The sequence below is a fragment of the Duganella sp. SG902 genome, assembly GCF_013376005.1.
Classification (GTDB): Bacteria; Pseudomonadota; Gammaproteobacteria; order Burkholderiales; family Burkholderiaceae_D; genus Rugamonas.
The window spans coordinates 184,450-202,674 of record NZ_JABMJK010000012.1; the positions used below are offsets into that span (position 1 = coordinate 184,450).

Annotated in this window: 17 protein-coding genes; 5 read left to right on the forward strand and 12 right to left on the reverse strand. The window is 64.5% G+C overall.

All coding sequences use genetic code 11. The features are described 5' to 3' along the window. Positions 1 to 30: 30 nt before the first annotated feature. The 12 genes from lapB to gyrA form a co-directional block, all read right to left on the reverse strand. Positions 31 to 1,206, reverse strand: a complete 1,176-nt coding sequence (gene lapB, locus FHW83_RS23115; RefSeq protein ID WP_176648706.1) for a lipopolysaccharide assembly protein LapB — start codon at positions 1,204 to 1,206, stop codon at positions 31 to 33. Positions 1,207 to 1,221: 15 nt separating this feature from the next. Further along, a complete protein-coding gene (locus FHW83_RS23120) occupies positions 1,222 to 1,524 on the reverse strand; it encodes a lipopolysaccharide assembly LapA domain-containing protein (protein WP_176648707.1) in 303 nt (100 codons plus the stop codon). Between the two features lie 108 nt (positions 1,525 to 1,632). Then, positions 1,633 to 1,938, reverse strand: a complete 306-nt coding sequence (locus FHW83_RS23125; protein WP_008446215.1) for an integration host factor subunit beta — start codon at positions 1,936 to 1,938, stop codon at positions 1,633 to 1,635. 10 nt (positions 1,939 to 1,948) lie between these two features. Then, a complete protein-coding gene (gene rpsA, locus FHW83_RS23130; protein ID WP_176648708.1) occupies positions 1,949 to 3,625 on the reverse strand; it encodes a 30S ribosomal protein S1 in 1,677 nt (558 codons plus the stop codon). A gap of 74 nt (positions 3,626 to 3,699) precedes the next feature. Continuing rightward, positions 3,700 to 4,368, reverse strand: coding sequence for a (d)CMP kinase (gene cmk / locus FHW83_RS23135; RefSeq protein ID WP_176648709.1), 669 nt, complete (start codon positions 4,366 to 4,368; stop codon positions 3,700 to 3,702). 5 nt (positions 4,369 to 4,373) lie between these two features. Continuing rightward, complete coding sequence (aroA, locus tag FHW83_RS23140) at positions 4,374 to 5,687, reverse strand: 3-phosphoshikimate 1-carboxyvinyltransferase (protein WP_176648710.1); 1,314 nt, start codon at positions 5,685 to 5,687, stop codon at positions 4,374 to 4,376. A 133-nt stretch (positions 5,688 to 5,820) separates the two neighbouring features. Continuing rightward, the gene (locus tag FHW83_RS23145; protein WP_176648711.1) at positions 5,821 to 6,738 is read right to left on the reverse strand and encodes a prephenate dehydrogenase/arogenate dehydrogenase family protein; all 918 of its coding nucleotides are present in this window, start codon (positions 6,736 to 6,738) and stop codon (positions 5,821 to 5,823) included. Beyond that, positions 6,739 to 7,848 (reverse strand): histidinol-phosphate transaminase, encoded by a 1,110-nt coding sequence (gene hisC / locus FHW83_RS23150; RefSeq protein ID WP_176648712.1) that lies wholly within the window; start codon positions 7,846 to 7,848, stop codon positions 6,739 to 6,741. It lies immediately after the preceding gene. Between the two features lie 17 nt (positions 7,849 to 7,865). Continuing rightward, positions 7,866 to 8,939 carry a prephenate dehydratase gene (gene pheA, locus FHW83_RS23155; RefSeq protein WP_176648713.1) on the reverse strand — a complete coding sequence of 358 codons (1,074 nt, stop codon included), beginning with the start codon at positions 8,937 to 8,939 and terminating at the stop codon, positions 7,866 to 7,868. Beyond that, positions 8,939 to 10,021, reverse strand: coding sequence for a 3-phosphoserine/phosphohydroxythreonine transaminase (gene serC, locus FHW83_RS23160; RefSeq protein WP_176648714.1), 1,083 nt, complete (start codon positions 10,019 to 10,021; stop codon positions 8,939 to 8,941). Before serC ends, pheA begins: the two co-directional genes overlap by 1 nt. A 24-nt stretch (positions 10,022 to 10,045) precedes the next feature. Continuing rightward, on the reverse strand, positions 10,046 to 10,597 hold the full coding sequence (locus FHW83_RS23165) for a DUF2059 domain-containing protein (protein WP_176648715.1): 552 nt from the start codon (positions 10,595 to 10,597) through the stop codon (positions 10,046 to 10,048). A 102-nt stretch (positions 10,598 to 10,699) separates the two neighbouring features. Beyond that, positions 10,700 to 13,330 carry a DNA gyrase subunit A gene (gyrA, locus tag FHW83_RS23170; RefSeq protein ID WP_176648716.1) on the reverse strand — a complete coding sequence of 877 codons (2,631 nt, stop codon included), beginning with the start codon at positions 13,328 to 13,330 and terminating at the stop codon, positions 10,700 to 10,702. 406 nt (positions 13,331 to 13,736) lie between these two features. Between gyrA and ompA the strand changes: the two genes are divergently transcribed. The 5 genes from ompA to FHW83_RS23195 all read left to right on the forward strand — a co-directional run bounded on the left by ompA (position 13,737) and on the right by FHW83_RS23195 (position 18,218). Beyond that, positions 13,737 to 14,453 carry an outer membrane protein OmpA gene (gene ompA, locus FHW83_RS23175; RefSeq protein ID WP_176648717.1) on the forward strand — a complete coding sequence of 239 codons (717 nt, stop codon included), beginning with the start codon at positions 13,737 to 13,739 and terminating at the stop codon, positions 14,451 to 14,453. 93 nt (positions 14,454 to 14,546) lie between these two features. Next, on the forward strand, positions 14,547 to 15,242 hold the full coding sequence (gene ubiG, locus FHW83_RS23180) for a bifunctional 2-polyprenyl-6-hydroxyphenol methylase/3-demethylubiquinol 3-O-methyltransferase UbiG (protein WP_176648718.1): 696 nt from the start codon (positions 14,547 to 14,549) through the stop codon (positions 15,240 to 15,242). Positions 15,243 to 15,244: 2 nt separating this feature from the next. Next, positions 15,245 to 15,928: an HAD family hydrolase gene (locus FHW83_RS23185; protein ID WP_176648719.1), complete on the forward strand. Its 684-nt coding sequence runs from the start codon at positions 15,245 to 15,247 to the stop codon at positions 15,926 to 15,928. Positions 15,929 to 16,000: 72 nt separating this feature from the next. After that, positions 16,001 to 17,014 (forward strand): hypothetical protein, encoded by a 1,014-nt coding sequence (locus FHW83_RS23190; protein ID WP_229224320.1) that lies wholly within the window; start codon positions 16,001 to 16,003, stop codon positions 17,012 to 17,014. Positions 17,015 to 17,123: 109 nt separating this feature from the next. Next, positions 17,124 to 18,218, forward strand: a complete 1,095-nt coding sequence (locus FHW83_RS23195) for a hypothetical protein (protein WP_176648720.1) — start codon at positions 17,124 to 17,126, stop codon at positions 18,216 to 18,218. Positions 18,219 to 18,225: the final 7 nt, after the last annotated feature.

Genomic DNA, 18,225 nt, shown 5'->3' on the forward strand with positions numbered 1-18,225 from the left:
CGGCGAAGGCCGGGACGACGGCGGAGTTGGTTAATTCATGACATTCAATTCTTCCGTGCGGCGCGGCGGGTAAGTCTCCCAGCGGCTGCAACCAGGACACTGCCAGTAAAACTGGCGCGCCTTGAAACCACAATGGCTGCACTGATAGCGCGCCAGCTTCTGCGTGTAGCCATGCACCAGATTCTTCACCATCGACAGCTCCGGCACCACGGCCGCCGGCGCGTCCATCAGGCGCGCCTCCAGGAACTTGTCCAGTCCCAGCAGGGTCGGCGTGCGGCGCAGCTGCTCGCTGACCAGCTGCTTGGCCGCCTCCACCCCATCCAGCTCCAGCACCGCCTTGTACACCACCTCCACCAGATCGATGGACGACGCCTGCTCAAGGTAGGATTTCAACAGATTGACGCCTTCCTGCGGCCGGCCCACCTTGCGGTAGCCATCCATCAGGCGCTGCGCCACCAGCGCCACGTGCGGCACGCTGATCTGCTCGACGCGGCGCCAGGTCAGCAGCGCGGCCTCGACGTCGCCCTGGGCCAGCTGCGCGTCGCCGGTCAGCATGGTGGCGCGCACGTTGACGCGGTCGGCCTGCAGCGACTTCTCCAGCAGCTCCAGCGCCTGCTCCGGATGCAGATGCACCAGCGCGTCCTGCGCCAGCTCGCAGTAAAACTGCGCGATCTCCTTCTGGCGCGACCCCGCGCCCGACTCCTGCAGGCCGATGGCCGCCTCGATCGCGCGCGGCCACTCCTTCTCGCGCTGGAAAATCTCCAGCAGCGCGCGCCGCGCCTGCGCCGAATACTGGCCGTTCAGCAGCGTGTTAAAGGTCTCCTCGGCGCGGTCCAGCAGGCCGGCCTTGAGATAATCCATGCCCAGCTCATACTGCGCCTGGTCCTTCTGCTCGGGCGGCAGGTCCGGGCGCGCCAGCAGGTTCTGGTGCACGCGGATGGCGCGCTCGGTCTCGCCGCGGCGGCGGAACAGATTGCCCAGCGCGAAGTGCATCTCGGCCGATTCCGGGTCCAGCCGCACGATCTCGATGAAGGCGTCGACCGCCTTGTCCGGCTGGTCGTTCAGCAGATGGTTCAAGCCCTTGTAATAGCCGCGCGGCAGGGTGCGCGACTCCGACAGCAGCTGACGGATGTCGACCCGCGCCGCGACCCATCCCAGGCCAAAGAAAACCGGGATGCCCAGTAACCACCAGAGTTCAAATTCCATGCTGTGTGCTTGTCGTTATTGTGTATTGACGCTGTCCGGCTGCGGCTGGCGGTTGGCCTGCTGCGCCGACGCCTGCAGCGTGTGGATGGTCGTCTTGTGCTTGTTGGCCTCGCGGCGATGACGGAACACCGTCGGCGTCAGCGCCAGCACGCCCAGCACGGCGCCGGCCACGAAAAAGCCCAGCAGCATCAGCACCAGCGGGCCGCGCAGCTCGTAGTGCAGGAACAGCTGCAGATCGACCTCCTGCGAGTTTTTCAGCGCGAAGCCGAAAAACAAGACGAAGATGATGAAGCCTATGAGGGTGGAGATGAATTTCATCAGCCAAGGTCCTGTGGTCTAGTTCCGAGGACGCCAGTATCGCACCTCGGGCAACAAAAAAAAAGCGGCACCCCGAAGGACGCCGCTTTGTTTTAACTATTGAATGCTTCAGTCCTCGATGATCGGTTGCCCGACCATCGCGTCAACCCGCTCGCGCAACTGCTTGCCCGGCTTGAAGTGCGGCACCCGTTTTTCCGGCACCATCACCTTGTCGCCCGACTTCGGGTTGCGCCCGATGCGCGGCGGCCGGCTGTTGAGGGCAAAGCTGCCAAAACCGCGGATCTCGATGCGCTGACCGGTCGCCAGGGCGTTGGTCATCGCATCCAGAATGGTCTTGACGGCGTATTCCGCATCTTTGGCCACCAGCTGAGAGTAACGCTCAGCCAGGCGGTTGATCAGTTCGGACTTAGTCATCGACTAGTTCTTAGTTTTTGTTGTCCAGCTTGGCTTTCAGCAGCGCGCCCAGGCTGGTGGTGCCCGAAGCGGCGTTGCTGTCGGCGGCGATGTTTTTCATCGCTTCAGCGGTGTCGGCCGAGTCTTTGGCCTTGATCGACAGCTGGATCGAACGTGCTTTGCGGTCGATGTTGATCACCAGAGCCTCGACGGTGTCGCCGACTTTCAGGTGGGTGCCAGCATCTTCCACGCGGTCACGCGAGATTTCCGAAGCGCGCAGGTAGCCTTCCACTTCTTCCGACAGCTGGATCACGGCGCCTTTAGGCTCCACCGATTTCACGGTGCCGGTGACCAGCGAACCCTTGTCGTTCATGGCGGCGAAGTTGTTGAACGGATCACCTTCCAGTTGCTTCACGCCCAGCGAAACGCGCTCGCGCTCCACGTCGATGGCCAGAACCACGGCTTCCAGCTCGTCGCCTTTCTTGAACTTGCGCACGGCTTCTTCGCCGGACTCGGTCCACGACAGGTCGGACAGGTGCACCAGGCCGTCGATGTTGCCAGCCAGGCCGATGAACACGCCGAAGTCGGTGATCGACTTGATCGCGCCCTTGACCTTGTCACCCTTCTTGTGGGTCACGCCGAAGTCGTCCCATGGGTTGGCCTTGCACTGTTTCATGCCCAGCGAGATACGGCGACGCTCTTCGTCGATCTCCAGCACCATCACTTCCACTTCGTCGCCCAGCTGGACAACCTTGTTAGGAGCGACGTTCTTGTTGGTCCAGTCCATTTCCGACACGTGCACCAGGCCTTCGATGCCTTGTTCAACTTCAACGAACGCGCCGTAGTCGGTCAGGTTGGTCACTTTACCGAACAGGCGGGTGCCTTGTGGGTAGCGACGCGACAGGCCGGTCCATGGATCGTCGCCCAGTTGCTTCACGCCCAGCGAAACACGGTTCTTCTCTTGATCGTACTTCAGGACTTTCGCGGTGATCTCCTGGCCAACGGTCAGCACTTCCGATGGGTGACGCACACGACGCCATGCCAGGTCGGTGATGTGCAGCAGGCCGTCGATGCCGCCCAGGTCCACGAACGCGCCGTAGTCGGTGATGTTCTTCACAACGCCGGTCACCACGGTGCCTTCTTTCAGGGTTTCCATCAGCTTCTGACGCTCTTCGCCCATCGACGCTTCGATGACGGCGCGGCGCGACAGCACAACGTTGTTACGCTTGCGGTCCAGCTTGATAACTTTGAACTCGAGGGTCTTGCCTTCGAACGGGGTGGTGTCCTTGACCGGACGGGTGTCCACCAGCGAACCTGGCAGGAAGGCGCGGATGCCGTTGGTCAGCACGGTCAGGCCGCCCTTGACTTTGCCGTTCACGGTGCCGACGACGATCTCGCCCGACTCCATTGCTTTTTCCAGAGCCAGCCACGACGCCAGACGCTTGGCCTTGTCGCGCGACAGGATGGTATCGCCGAAACCATTTTCCAGCGATTCGATGGCCACGGAAACGAAGTCGCCTACTTTGACTTCCAGTTCGCCCTGGTCATTCTTGAATTCTTCAACAGGGATGAAAGCTTCCGATTTCAGGCCTGCGTTGACGATCACGAAGTTGTGATCCAGACGAACGACTTCAGCCGAAATTACTTCGCCCGAGCGCATATCTTGACGCGACAGGGATTCTTCGAAGAGGGCTGCAAAACTTTCCATAATAATAAAACTTCCAGGTTAGCCAGTAAGGCCCGCACAATGCGGCTTCAACTGGGTTAGGGTTGATAAAGGTGTTACTTGGTGATGCCGGCGTACCATTGCAAGACCTGATCGACCGCTTGGTCAGCGTTCATATTCGAGGTATCCAGCACGAAAGCGCCCTCTGCTGGCGCGAGCGGGGCGATGGCCCGTTTTGTATCCCGGTCGTCGCGCGCCTGTAAATCCACCAGTAGGTCTTGCATATTAGCAGAAAATCCCTTGTCTATCAATTGCTTATAACGCCGCCCGGCGCGCGCCTCGACCGAGGCCGTCAAAAACACCTTGAGCGCGGCGTGCGGGAAGATCACCGAGCCCATGTCGCGGCCGTCCGCCACCAGGCCCGGGGCCTTGCGAAAACCCAGCTGCAGCCCCACCAGCGCGTGGCGCACGGCCGGGAAAGTGGCGATCCTGGAGGCGGTGTTGCCGACCTCCTCCGCGCGGATGGCGTCGCTGACGTTTTCCTGCGACAACACGATGTCGCCGCCCTGGAAACTGCACTGCAGGTGCTCGGCCAACTTGGCCAGCGCGTGCTCGTCGGTCAGATCGGTGCCGCGGCGCAACGCCGACAGCGCCGTCAAGCGGTACAGGGCGCCCGAGTCCAGGTAATGGAAGCCGAGCTTATCGGCAACGCGGTGTGCGACCGTGCCCTTGCCGGATGCGGTGGGGCCGTCGATGGTGATGACTGGAATCTGGGAAGTTGGCATATCAGTTACTTTGCAATTTTCGCAAATGCGTTGAAATAGTCAGGGAAGGTCTTGTTCACGCATTTCGGGTCGTTGATGCGCGTGACGGCGCCCTTGCGCAGCGCGCCGTCCAGCGACACCAGCGAGAAGCACATCGCCATGCGGTGATCGTCGTAGGTATCGATGGTAGCAGGTGCGATCACGGCCGGCGGCGTCACCTTGATGAAATCCGGGCCCTCCTCCACCGTGGCGCCGACCTTGCGCAGCTCGGTGGCCATGGCGGCGATGCGGTCGGTCTCCTTGACGCGCCAGCTGGCGATGTTGCGCAGCGTGCTGGTGCCGTCGGCGTACAGCGCGGCCACGGCGATGGTCATGGCGGCGTCGGGAATGTGGTTGAAATCGGCGTCGATGGCCTTCAGCGGGCCGTTGGCGCGCGCCTCGATCCAGTTGTCGCCCATGGTGATCTGCGCGCCCATCCGCTCCAGCGCGGCGGCGAAGCGCACGTCGCCCTGGATCGAATTATTGCCCACGCCCTCCACGCGCACGGGACCGCCGCCAATGGCGCCGGCGGCCAGGAAGTAGGACGCCGACGAAGCGTCGCCCTCGACGTGGATGGTGCCCGGAGACTGGTAGACCTGGCCCGGCTGGATGGTGAACGACTCCCAGCCATTCTGCTCGACCTTGACGCCGAAGCGGCGGATCAGATTCAGCGTGATTTCAATGTACGGCTTGGAGATCAATTCGCCAACGACGTCGATGGTGATGGCGTGCTCCCTGGCCATCAGCGGCGCCACCATCAGCAGCGCGGTCAGGAACTGGCTGGACACGTCGCCGCGCACCGACAGGCGGTCGGTGGTGATCCTGCCCTGCTTGATGTGCAGCGGCGGATAGCCCTTGTTGCCGGTGTACTCGACATTGGTGCCGGCGGCGTTGAGGGCGTCGACCAGATCGCCGATCGGGCGCTCATGCATGCGCGGCACGCCGTGCAGCGTGTAATCGCCGCCGATGACGGCCAGCGCGGCGGTCAGCGGGCGGATCGCGGTGCCGGCGTTGCCCATGAAGAGGTCGGCCGATTTATTCGGCAGCACGCCGGCCACGCCGGTGACGTGGTGGATGGTGCCGGTGGCGGTTTTCTCCTCGGTCCACTCCACGCCGAGGGAGCGCAGCGCGGCCAGCATCACGGCCGTGTCGTCGGAGGCCAGCAGGTCGACGATGGCGACCTGGCCCTGCGACAGCGCGGACAGCAGCAGGATACGGTTGGAGATGGACTTGGAGCCCGGCAGGCGCACCGCGCCCTCCACGTGAGGGACCGTTTGCAGGTCGAGGTATTCGTGAGTCATAAAATTTATCCTTTCGCCCTCCCCCGCCCCCCCGTCATTCCGGCGAAAGCCGGAATCCATGCTGAGTGTCCCGGCTTCGGCTGTCGGGTTATGGATTCCGGCTTTCGCCGGAATGACGGCGGAGGGGAGTCAACTAATCTGCTTTATCTTGCGACGCCGGCGCTTCGGCCGTTTCGATCGCGCTTATCCATTGGTGGCGGGCCTGCTGAGCGTTGCTATAGATCCGCTCCAGCCCCGCCCCATCCCCGGCCGCAAGTTGCGCGCGCAGCGTCGTCAGCTGCGCCATATAGGCATCCAGCTCCGTCAACAACGCCGACTGATTGGCCAGGCTGATATCCCGCCACATCTCCGGCGACGAGCCGGCGATGCGCGTGAAATCGCGGAAGCCGCTGGCCGCATACTGAAACAGCAAATCCGCATGCGGCTTCCTGGCGATATCATCCACCAGCGCGTACGCCAGCAAGTGCGGCAAATGGCTCACCGCCGCGAACACCTTGTCATGCTCCTCCGGCGTCAGCCGATGGATGATGGCATCGCAGGCGCGCCATGCGGCCGCCACGCGCTCCACGTCAGCCTCCGTATTCTCGGCCAGCGCGGTGATCACCACCTTCTTGCCGACATACAGATTGTCGATGGCCGCATCCGGCCCGTTGGTCTCGCGGCCCGCGATCGGATGGCCGGGCACAAACTGCGCCACCTTGCCGCCCAGCGCGCGCCGCGCGGCGGCCACCACGTCCGACTTGGTACTGCCCGCGTCCGTAACCACGGTGCCGGCCTGCAGATGCGGCACAATCGCCGCCAGAATCGCCTCCGTCTGCGCGACCGGCGCGGCCAGCAGCACGAGGTCCGCGCCGTGCAGCGCTTCCGCCAGCGAGGCCGGCTCGCTCGCCGCGCCGACCGCATCGACGATGCCCAGCTCCAGCGCGCGCGCCATCGAGGCGGCCGAGCGGCCGACGCCGACGATGCTGCGCACCGCGCCCGCCTTCTTCAGCGAACGCGCGAACGAGCCGCCGATCAGGCCTACGCCAAAAATAACGACCTTGTTCAGCATTTACTCCGCCAATGCTTTCGCCAGCGCTGCGATGAACACCGCGTTTTCCTGCGGCAGGCCAATCGAAATACGCAGCCACTCCGGCAGACCGTAGTTGCCGACCGGGCGCACGATCACGCCCTGCTTGAGCAGCGCCAGATTCACGCGCGCACCGGCGCCCGCGTCATTGCCCACCTTGACCAGCACGAAGTTGCCATACGAAGGCACATACTCCAACCCCATCTGCTCAAACGCCTCGACAAACTGCCGATAGCCAGCCGCGTTGTTGGCCGCGCTCTGCTTGAGGAACGCCTTGTCGTTCAACGCCGCGATGGCCGCCGCCTGCGCCAGCGAATTCACATTGAACGGCTGGCGGATACGGTTCATCAAATCCGTCAACGCCGGCTGCGCGATCGCAAAGCCCACGCGCAGACCCGCCAAACCATACGCCTTGGAGAAGGTACGCGACACCAGCAGGTTGGGATACTTCTTCACCCACTCCGCCGACTCAAACTGATTCTCTTCCGCCAGGAACTCGTTGTAAGCCTCATCCAGCACCACCACCACGTGCGAAGGCACCTTGGCCAGGAACGCCTCGATCTCCGCCGCCGGAATGAAGGTGCCGGTCGGGTTATTCGGATTGGCGATGAACACCAGACGCGTATCATCGCGGACCGCCGCCAGCATGGCCGGCAGATCGTGACCGTAAGCCTTGGCCGGCACCACGATATGCTGCGCGCCCACGCCCTGCGTCGCCAGCGCGTACACCGCGAACGAATACTGCGAATACACGATCGACTGGCCGCGCTCCACGAACGCATGCGCGGCGATTTCCAGGATGTCGTTGGAGCCGTTGCCCAGCGTGATCCATTCCGCCGGCACATCGTAGCGCTTCGACAGCGCGCCCTTCAGATCAAAACCGTTGGCGTCCGGATAGCGCCCCAGCTCCGCCACCGCGGCGGACATGGCCTGCTGCGCCGACGCCGGCACGCCAAACGGATTTTCATTCGACGCCAGCTTGACGATGGAAGCCTCATCGAGGCCGAATTCACGCGCCACTTCCGAAATCGGTTTGCCGGCCTGGTAAGGGGCGATGGCGCGGACGTACTCCGGGCCGTAGTTCTTGCTCATGTTGTCTCTCTTCGAAATCAGGTCAGGCTGACCGGGTAGGAACCCAGCACCTTGAAGAATGCGGCATTGCCTTGCAGCTCATCGAGCGCCTTGGCGACGGCGGGGTCCTGCACATGGCCTTCCACGTCGACGTAGAAGTAGTATTCCCACGTGCCGGTGCGCGCCGGACGCGACTCGAAGCGCGTCATCGACACGTTGTGCGCGGCCAGCGAACCAAGCAGGCGATAAATCGACCCCGCCTTGTGCGGCGCCGCCAGCGCCAGCGAGGTGCGGTCCTCGCCCGACGGGCCGGCCTGCAGCGAGCCAATCACCGCGAAGCGCGTGCGGTTGTGCGGATCGTCCTGGATATTGGCCTTGACCGTGCCCAGGCCATAGCGAACGCCGGCGCGCTCGCCGGCAATCGCGGCGATGCCATGGTCGTCGCGCGCCATGCGCGCCGCCTCGGCGTTGGACGAGACGGCGCGCCGCTCGATGTCCGGGTAGTTGTTGTTCAACCAGATCTGGCACTGCGCCAGCGCCTGCGCATGCGCGCAGATGGCGGTGATGCCGTCCATGGTGCCGGTCGCGGTCAGCAGGCTGTGACGCACGGCGATCGACACCTCGCCGCTGATGGTCAGCGGCGTATGCAGCAGCAGGTCCAGCGTGCGGCCGATGGCGCCCTCGGTCGAATTCTCGACCGGCACCACGCCGAATTCCGCCGTCCCCGCCTCGGTGGCGCGGAACACCTCATCGATCGACGAGCAAGGCAGCACGTCGACGGCGGTGCCGAACTGCTGGTACACCGCCTGCTCGCTGTAGGTGCCGGCCGGGCCGAGGAAGGCCACCGTCACGCGCTTCTCCAGCGCGCGGCAGGCGGACATGATTTCGCGCCAGATGGTCTGCAGCTCGCTGTTGCCCATCGGGCCGGGATTGCGTTCGGCCACGCCGCGCAGCACCTGCGCCTCGCGCTCCGGACGGAACACCGGGGCGCCGGTTTCCGCCTTCACATGGCCGACTTCCTGCGCCACCTTGGCGCGCTGGTTCAGCAAGTCCAGGATCTGCGCGTCGATCGAATCGATCCGCTCGCGCAAGGGTTTGAGTTTATCGTTCATTACAGGCCTGCGAATTCGTTCAAGTAGTCTACGAGCGCTTGCACGCCCTCGATAGGCATCGCGTTATAGATCGATGCGCGCATACCGCCGACGGACTTGTGGCCCTTCAGTTGCAGCAGGCCGCGCGCTTTGGCGCCGGCCAGGAATGCTTCGTTCTTGCTTTCGTCCTTCAGGTAGAAGGGGACGTTCATGCGCGAGCGGTTGGCCGGCGCAACCCGGGTTTCGTAAAAATCGCTGGCGTCCAGCGCGTTGTACAGCAGCTCGGCCTTGGCGATGGCGCGGCGCTCCATCTCGGCCACGCCGCCCTGCTTTTTCAGCCACTGGAACACCAGGCCGGCGATGTAGATGCCGTAGGTCGGCGGCGTGTTGTACATCGATTCGTTGTCCGCCACCAGCTTGAAGTCGAACGCCGAGGGGCAGATCGGCAGCGCCCTGCCCAGCAGGTCGTCGCGGATGATGACGATGGTGACGCCGGCCGGGCCGATGTTCTTCTGCGCGCCGGCGAAGATCACGCCGTATTTCGCCACGTCGATCCGGCGCGACAGGATGTGCGACGACATGTCCGCCACCAGCACCAGATCCTTGAAGCGCGGATCATTGAAGTCCGGCTGGTACTCGACACCGCCGATGGTCTCGTTGGTGCACATGTGCAGATACGCCGCGCCGGGCGTCAGCCGCCATTCCGCCTGCGGCGGCACTTGCGTCGCCGACGAGGCGGCGACGTTCACGTTGGCGTATTTGCGGGCCTCCTTGATGGATTTGTCCGACCACGAACCGGTGTGGATGAAATCGATGGTTGCGCCCTCGGGCTTGTGGCCCAGCAGGTTCAACGGGATCAGGGCGTTCTGCGACAGTCCGCCGCCCTGCATGAACAAAATCTTGTAATTGTCCGGTACCGCCAGCAGCTCGCGCAGATCGCGCTCGGCCGCCTTGTAAATCGACATAAACTCCGGTCCGCGGTGGCTCATCTCCATGACCGACATGCCGCTGCCATGCCAGTCCAGCATTTCAGCGGCGGCCTGCGCCAGCACTTCCTTCGGCAGCACCGCGGGGCCGGCGGAAAAGTTATAGATGTGAGTCACGTTGCGTTCCTTCTGATAGAGGTGTTACTTGGCTTGTTCCTGCTGCAGCTTCTGGATCATCGGGCCGATGCGGCGCTGCACGATCTGCTGGCCCAGCTGCATGCCCTCGCCCATCAGCTTGGGCATCGAGTTCAGCATCTTGGCGCCCACCGGCGTGCGGTAGAAGGCGGTGATCTGCTTGAGCTCATCGGCGCTGAAGGTGCGCGCGTACAGCGGCACCGTCTCGGCCAGGATCTCGTCCACCAGCGTCGGGTCGCTCATCATGTCCTGCAGGGTCTTGATCACGCGCGGCAGCTCGGCCTCCATCTTGGCCAGCGCCTTCTGCTTGTCCTCGGCGCTCAGCTTGGGATTGTTCTTGATGCCGGCCTCGGCGCCGGCGCGCATCGACACGCCCAGGCTCTGCGACATCTGCTGCATCGCGCCCGCCATCATCTGGCGGTAGTTCATCGAATCGAACAGTTCCTTGGCGGCGGCGGTGGCGGCCGGATCGGCCGCCGCGGCCTGCGCCTGCGCGTGGGACGGGGCGGCGCCGATCAGGGCCAGGGAGGTCACCAGTGTAGCTACGATTTTTTTCATCAGTACGCACCTTAAAATAAATACGGGGCCAGTCCCCGTCGCAGTGTGCCGCGACAGACCTGGCCCCGCTGGAGTGGGACTCGCGTCCCGCCTGTCAGCCTGTTACTCGGCTGCCGAATCCGGGCCCGGTTCCAGCTCGACCTCGTCGATGTCGGTCTCCACCACGCGCTGCAGGCCGGACAGCTTGGTGCCGTCCTCCACCGCGATCAGGGTCACGCCCTGGGTGGCGCGGCCCATCTCGCGGATCTCCGACACGCGGGTGCGGATCAGCACGCCGCCGGTGGTGATCAGCATGATCTCGTCGGTCGAATCGACCAGCGTGGCCGCCACCACCTTGCCGTTACGCTCGGAGGTCTGGATCGCGATCATGCCCTTGGTGCCGCGGCCGTGGCGGGTGTACTCGGTGATCGGGGTGCGCTTGCCGAAGCCGTTCTCGGTGGCGGTCAGCACCGACTGCTGCTCGTTCTCGGCCACCAGCAGCGCGATCACGCGCTGGCCCTCGTCGAGGTTCATGCCGCGCACGCCGCGGGCGTTGCGGCCCATCGGACGCACGTCGTTCTCGTCGAAGCGCACCGCCTTGCCGGCGTCGGAGAACAGCATCACATCGTGCTCGCCATCGGTCAGCGCGGCGCCGATCAGGAAGTCGCCCTCGTCCAGGTCGACCGCGATGATGCCGGCCTTGCGTGGATTGCTGAAGTCCTTCAGCGGCGTCTTCTTCACGGTGCCCAGGCTGGTGGACATGAACACGTAGTGGTCCTCAGGGAAGGTGCGGTTCTCGCCCGACAGCGGCAGGATCACGGTGATCTTCTCGTTGTCCGCCAGCGGGAACATGTTGACGATCGGCTTGCCGCGCGAGTTGCGCGAGCCCTGCGGCACCTCCCACACCTTCAGCCAGTACATGCGGCCGCGGTTGGAGAAGCACAGGATGTAGTCGTGGGTGTTGGCGATGAACAGCTGGTCGATCCAGTCCTCGTCCTTGGTGGCCATGGCCTGCTTGCCGCGGCCGCCGCGCTTCTGCGCGCGGTACTCGGTGATCGGCTGCGCCTTCATGTAGCCGGTGTGCGACAGGGTCACCACCATGTCCTGCGGCGTGATCAGGTCCTCGGTGTTCAGGTCGCTGGCGTTGTGCTCGATGTTGGAACGGCGCGGATCCTTGGCCGGATCGCCGAACTCGCCCACCATCGAGGTCATCTCGTCGGTGATGATGGTGGTCACGCGGGCCGGCTTGGCCAGGATGTCCAGCAGGTCGGCGATTTCCGCCATCACGTCCTTGTACTCGTTGACGATCTTGTCCTGCTCCAGGCCGGTCAGGCGCTGCAGGCGCATCTGCAGGATTTCCTGCGCCTGGTCGTCGGACAGCTTGTACAGGCCGTCGGCCTGCATGCCGTAGTGCTTGGGCAGGTGCTCGGGGCGGAAGGCGTCGATGCCGCCGACGGTGTCGCCCTCGCCGGTGCGCGCCAGCATCTCGCGCACCAGCGACGAATCCCACGATTTCTCCATCAGGGCGGTCTTGGCCACCGGCGGCGTCGGCGCCGCCTTGATGATGGCGATGAACTCATCGATGTTGGCCAGCGCCACGGCCAGGCCCTCCAGCACGTGGCCGCGTTCGCGCGCCTTGCGCAGCTCGAACACGGTGCGCCGCGTCACCACCTCGCGGCGGTGCGACAGGAAGCACTGCAGCATCTCCTTCAGGTTCAGCAGGCGCGGCTGGCCGTCGACCAGCGCCACCATGTTCATGCCGAAGGTGTCCTGAAGCTGGGTTTGCTTGTACAGGTTGTTCAGCACCACTTCCGGCACTTCACCGCGCTTGAGCTCGATGACCACGCGCATGCCCGACTTGTCGGACTCGTCGCGGATGTCGGAAATGCCCTCGAGCTTCTTGTCGCGCACGTTCTCGGCGATGCGCTCCAGCAGCGACTTCTTGTTGACCTGGTACGGCAGCTCGTCGACGATGATGGCGGTGCGGCCGCCATCCTTGCCGTATTCCTCGTAGTGGGTCTTGGCGCGCATCACCACGCGGCCGCGGCCGGTGCGGTAGCCGTCGCGCACGCCCGAGACGCCGTAGATGGTGCCGCCGGTCGGGAAGTCGGGCGCCGGGATCAGCTCGATCAGCTCGTCGATCGAGCAGTCCGGGTTGTTCAGCACGTGCAGCGCGCCGGCGATCACCTCGTGCAGGTTGTGCGGCGGGATGTTGGTGGCCATGCCCACCGCGATGCCGGACGAACCGTTGATCAGCAGGTTGGGGATGCGGGTCGGCAGGACGGTCGGTTCCTTTTCCTTGCCGTCGTAGTTGGGCTGGAAGTCGACCGTGTCCTTGTCGATGTCGGCCAGCAGTTCGCTGGAAATCTTGTCGAGGCGGCACTCGGTGTAACGCATGGCCGCCGCGCCGTCGCCGTCGACCGAGCCGAAGTTGCCCTGGCCGTCCACCAGCATGTAGCGCAGCGAGAAGTCCTGCGCCATGCGCACCAGCGTGTCGTAGATCGAGGCGTCGCCGTGCGGGTGGTACTTACCCATGGTCTCGCCCACCACACGGGCGCATTTCACGTACGGACGGTTCCACACGTTGTTCATTTCGTGCATCGAGTACAGGACGCGGCGGTGCACAGGCTTCAGGCCGTCACGCACGTCCGGCAAGGCGCGGCCGACGATCACGCTCATGGCGTAATCGAGGTAGCTCTTGCGCATCTCTTCTTCGAGGGAAATAGGGATTGTTTCTTTTGCGAATTGATCCATTGGCCGGTCGTTTTACTGTGGTTTGTTAAGCCTCTCCCAAGAGACAGGCAAGCGTACGATTTTAGCATGGGCGCAAGGCAACTAGCGGAAATCCGCGGCGGCCCTGCAATCATGCGGTGTGGCGGCATGCCGCACGGAGTAACAAGTTGTAATATTCATGACACATTACTCAATTATTATCGACAATCACGTTGCAACAAAACAACATTTTGGTTGAACGCGGAATAGCGCCGTGTTGGCGCTATTTAAACGACTTTCATCGAATGTGGCAAAATGGACGAGAAGTCAATTGCTTGAATCACAAGCGGAAAACGAGCCTGACGCCCCTGCGTGGTAGAATTCGCCCCACGCAAAGAACTACGTCACGCAGTTTTCTGCAGATATCACCCCCGAAAGGAACAAAAATATGAAAAAACTGATTTCGATGCTGGCCATCTCGGCTGCATTCGCTGGCTCTGCCATCGCCCAGACCGCACCAACCGCGCCACCGTACGCGCCCGTCACCCAGGACATCAAGGCCCCGACGCCGAAAAGCGCCTACGTGCAGGACGCCCGCGGCGTGATCGCGCGCGACCCGTTCGGCCTGTGCTGGCGCACCGGCTACTGGACCCCGGCCGACGCCGTGCCAGGTTGCGACCTGCCGATCTGCGTTGAGCCAGAGAAGCTGGAAAACGGCAAGTGCGTAGCACCGCCGCCACCACCGGTCGCGCCAGCCCCGGCACCGGCGCCAGCCCCGGCCCCGGCACCGACCCCGGCACCAGTGCCAACCGCGCAAAAAGTGAGCTTCGCCGCCGACGCCTTCTTCGACTTCGACAAGGCCGTGCTGAAACCGGAAGGCAAAGCCAAGCTGGACGACGTGACCTCGAAACTGGGTTCGATCAACCTGGAAGTCATCATCGCCGTGGGCCACACCGACTCCGTGGGCACCGACGAGTACAACCAGAAGCTGTCGGTACGCCGCGCTGAAGCCGTCAAGGCCTACATCGTCTCGAAAGGCGTTGAAGCCAACCGCGTGTACACCGAAGGCAAGGGCGAGAAACAACCTGTGGCGGACAACAAAACCGCCGAAGGCCGCGCCAAGAACCGTCGCGTGGAAATCGAAGTGGTCGGCACCAGCAAGTAATTGCTGACGCTCCACTGAAGAGCCCCGCTTCGGCGGGGCTTTTTTATGGCCGCTGCATTAAAATAGCGGAATTAGTCTTTTTCAATCGTTGCCATGAACGCCGATCCATTAGAACTGCAAAAATTCTCCGAACTCGCGCACCGCTGGTGGGACCCGACCTCGGAATTCCGCCCGCTGCACGAAATTAACCCGCTGCGGCTGGAATGGATCAACGCCCGCGCGCCGCTGGCCGGCAGGAATGTGATCGACATCGGCTGCGGCGGCGGCATCCTGTCCGAGTCGATGGCGCGCAAGGGCGCCACCGTCACCGGCATCGACCTCGGCGAAAAGGCGCTGAAGGTGGCCGACCTGCATTCGCTGGAGTCGGGCGTGCAGGTGCGCTACAAGCTGATCGCCGCCGAGGACATGGCCGCGCAGGAGCCCGGCCAGTACGACGTGGTCACCTGCATGGAGATGCTGGAGCACGTGCCCGATCCGGCCGCCATCGTGCGCGCCGCCGCCGCCCTGGTCAAGCCGGGCGGCCATGTGTTCTTCTCCACCCTGAACCGCAACCCCAAGTCCTACCTGTTCGCCGTGATCGGCGCCGAGTACATCCTGCGCATGCTGCCCAAGGGCACGCACGACTATGAGAAGTTCATCACCCCGGCCGAGCTGTCGCAGTTCATCCGCGGCGCCGGGCTGGAGGTGCAGGGCTTCAAGGGCATGGGCTACAACCCGCTGACCAAGATTTATTCGCTCAACGACGACACCAGCGTCAACTACCTGGTGGCCGCGCGCCGCCCACTGTGATCATGACCGCCACCCCACGCGCCATCCTGTTCGACCTCGATGGCACCCTGGCCGACACCGCCCCCGACCTGGCCGCCGCCGTCAACCTGCTGCGCACCGCGCGCGGGCTGGAGCCGACCGCCTACGACATCCTGCGCCCGACCGCCTCGGCCGGCGCGCGCGGCATGATCGGCGCCTCCTTCGGCCTCACGCCGGACGACGAGGGCTACGCCGAGCTGCGCGACGGCTTCTTCAGCAACTACGAGGCCGCCATGGCCGTGCACAGCGGCCTGTTCGACGGCATCCGCGAGCTGCTGGACGGGATCGAGGCGGCCGGCCTGCGCTGGGGCATCGTCACCAACAAGCCCATGCGCTTCACCGACCCGCTGCTGCCGCGGATCGGCCTGGCGCACGCGGCCTGCGCCATCTCCGGCGACACCACGGCGCACGCCAAGCCGCACCCGGCGCCGCTGCTGGAGGCGGCCAGCCGCCTGCAACTGGCGCCGGAACAGTGCTGGTACGTGGGCGACGACCTGCGCGACATCCAGGCCGGCAAGGCCGCCGGCATGCTGACCATCGCCTGCGGCTGGGGCTATTGCGGCCCGCTCGAGCCGCTCCACTGGCAGGCCGATCACGTGTGCCAGCAACCATCCGAACTGCTGTCGCTGCTGCGATCGACCCTGCCGGCCGGCGCGCTGGCGGCCTGACCCACCGAGATTCTTGTTGCTGTACGGACAGAGTCGGCGTACTCTAGCCGTACTCAACAATTCAGGTGGATCATGCATATCCCAGCGCCGGGCACGCCCATCCCGCAGCCGCAGGCCGACACCGGCGCCGCGCTGCCGCAACGCACCGGCGCGCCGCAAAGCTGGATGGTGCGCGTGGCCGACGCCAAGTATTACTGGTACGACCCGCTGGTCGAGATCGGCGACAAGCCGGACATCCGCGACCCCGTCGGCCGCTACCTGCGCCGCATGGAATTCGAGCTGGACGCCACCGCCGCCCGCCGTCACCTGTTCCTGGCCGTCAGCCGGCCGCGCGTGCGCTTCGACATCGCCGGCGCGCTGCACTGGGGCTTCTTCTCTCTCAAGCTGAGCTTGCCATTGCTGCTGGGCGCCGAGCGCCGCAAGGACGGCGTCACGGTCGAACTCAAGGCGCCGTTCGGGGCCAAGCTGAAAAAACCGACCATCGCCATGACCGAGAGTTTCCTCACGCTCGACTGGGGCGGCCCGGTGGAGGTGCTGTCGGTGCACGACCTTCTGCGCATCTACGCGCCCGCCGTCCAGCCGCCGGGCACGGTGGCCCTCGTCGGCCAGACGCACGACCCCGAGGCGCGACTCGGCAGGGGCCGGCTGCCGGCCATGCGGCAGCTGCGCGAACAGGCGGGCGCCGCGCACGACACCCTGCTGCTGGTGCTGGGCGTCCAGGTCGAGGTCAACTGCGCCGAGGGGGATCCGGCCGCCCTGCCGTTCAACACCGACCCGCTGGTCGCGGACACCCTGCTGGCCGAGCGCGTGGACCTGATCGAGGCAGCCCTCGCCCGCCACTTCGAGGGCGGTCAGGCGCGCGGCCGCCAGCGCGGCGAGCGCCTGACGGCGGTGCAGCGGGCCAACCAGCTGGCGCAGTACACCATCGACCTGGCGTTGCCGCCGGCGTGCGGCAGCTACAATCAGCTCGGCTCGGCGTCGGCCGGCGCCGCCGCGCGCCACCTGCTGAGCTGCTTCATCGCCGATGGCCAGGCCCAGGTTGCGTCCATGCCACTGCCAACCGTGCTCAAGGCGGGTAAAAGCTGACTGGTGTTACATTGGGTGATATTCTTTGCCGAGGCCGATGTTTCCACATGGAAATATCACACCAGAGGCACTATAATCACATCACGATGAGACACTTGGAGCGCGCAACATGAGCAATGACGACGACGATTACCCAGATCCGTCGCCGGAAGAGCTGGGCATCGGCGCGCTGTTCGAGGAGGCGCCCGAGCCTTTCCACGACCTGCTGGCGCCGCCGCCGGACGCGATGGAGGAACTGCTGCCGCTGATGCCGCAGCGCACCGCCGCGCCCCAGACCTGGGTGGTGACGGTGGCCGACGCCAAATTCCACTGGTACGACCTGATCGCCGGCTTCCCCGAGGTGCCGGACATCCGCGACCCGGTCGGCCGCCACCTGCGCCGCATGCAGTTCGACCTCGAGGCGACCAGCGAGAAGCGCCTGCTCTACTTTGCCGTCACCCGCCCGCGGGTGCGCTTCGACACCGCGCGCGCCACCAGCTGGGGTTTCTTCTCGCTCAAGCTGACCGTGCCGCTGCTGGTGGGGCCGGAGGAAAAGAAGGACACGCTGACGCTGGAACTGACGGTGCCGTTCGCCGCCACGCTGAAAAAACCGTCGGTGGTGCTGACCGACCGCTTCATCACCCTCAACTGGGGCGGCCTGATCGAGGCGCTCTCGATCCACGACGTGCTGCAGCAATACGAGAACAACCTGAACTACAAGACCGAGGTGCAATACGTCGGCCAGACCAAGGACCCGCTGGGCCGGCTGGCGCGCGCGCGCCTGGTGCCGGTGCAGCGCGTGCACCAGAGGTTCAGCGAGGACAACGACATGCTGCTGCTGATCCAGCGCTTCAACGTGGAGGTGCTGTCGGACGACGGCGACCCGGCCGAGCTGGAAGCCAACCAGAACCCGGTGGCGGCCGACATGCTGCTCAAGGACCGCATCGACATCATCGAATGCGCGCTGATCCGCTACTTCGAGGGGCCGGAGATGCACGGCCGCAGCGACAAGGAGGCCGAGGTGCGCAAGCAGCGCCTGCGCGAGGCGCAGGCCGCCAACCAGCTGCAAAGCTTCCGCATCGACCTGCGGCTGGAGGACGCCGGCCAGTACCACGAGCTCACCTCGCGCCACACCGGTTCCTCGCGCAGCCACATCATCGACTGCAGCATCGTCGACGGCGAGGTCCTCGTCACCCGCGTGCCGGACAAGACCGCCAAGCCGTGACTTAGCC

Bases quoted from the DNA above. Each gene is read 5' to 3' on its own strand.
- lapB (WP_176648706.1), bottom strand. From the start codon at position 1,206: ATGGAATTTGAACTCTGGTGGTTACTGGGCATCCCGGTTTTCTTTGGC.
- FHW83_RS23120 (WP_176648707.1), bottom strand. From the start codon at position 1,524: ATGAAATTCATCTCCACCCTCATAGGCTTCATCATCTTCGTCTTGTTT.
- FHW83_RS23125 (WP_008446215.1), bottom strand. From the start codon at position 1,938: ATGACTAAGTCCGAACTGATCAACCGCCTGGCTGAGCGTTACTCTCAG.
- rpsA (WP_176648708.1), bottom strand. From the start codon at position 3,625: ATGGAAAGTTTTGCAGCCCTCTTCGAAGAATCCCTGTCGCGTCAAGAT.
- cmk (WP_176648709.1), bottom strand. From the start codon at position 4,368: ATGCCAACTTCCCAGATTCCAGTCATCACCATCGACGGCCCCACCGCA.
- aroA (WP_176648710.1), bottom strand. From the start codon at position 5,687: ATGACTCACGAATACCTCGACCTGCAAACGGTCCCTCACGTGGAGGGC.
- FHW83_RS23145 (WP_176648711.1), bottom strand. From the start codon at position 6,738: ATGCTGAACAAGGTCGTTATTTTTGGCGTAGGCCTGATCGGCGGCTCG.
- hisC (WP_176648712.1), bottom strand. From the start codon at position 7,848: ATGAGCAAGAACTACGGCCCGGAGTACGTCCGCGCCATCGCCCCTTAC.
- pheA (WP_176648713.1), bottom strand. From the start codon at position 8,939: ATGAACGATAAACTCAAACCCTTGCGCGAGCGGATCGATTCGATCGAC.
- FHW83_RS23165 (WP_176648715.1), bottom strand. From the start codon at position 10,597: ATGAAAAAAATCGTAGCTACACTGGTGACCTCCCTGGCCCTGATCGGC.
- gyrA (WP_176648716.1), bottom strand. From the start codon at position 13,330: ATGGATCAATTCGCAAAAGAAACAATCCCTATTTCCCTCGAAGAAGAG.
- ompA (WP_176648717.1), top strand. From the start codon at position 13,737: ATGAAAAAACTGATTTCGATGCTGGCCATCTCGGCTGCATTCGCTGGC.
- ubiG (WP_176648718.1), top strand. From the start codon at position 14,547: ATGAACGCCGATCCATTAGAACTGCAAAAATTCTCCGAACTCGCGCAC.
- FHW83_RS23185 (WP_176648719.1), top strand. From the start codon at position 15,245: ATGACCGCCACCCCACGCGCCATCCTGTTCGACCTCGATGGCACCCTG.
- FHW83_RS23190 (WP_229224320.1), top strand. From the start codon at position 16,001: ATGCATATCCCAGCGCCGGGCACGCCCATCCCGCAGCCGCAGGCCGAC.
- FHW83_RS23195 (WP_176648720.1), top strand. From the start codon at position 17,124: ATGAGCAATGACGACGACGATTACCCAGATCCGTCGCCGGAAGAGCTG.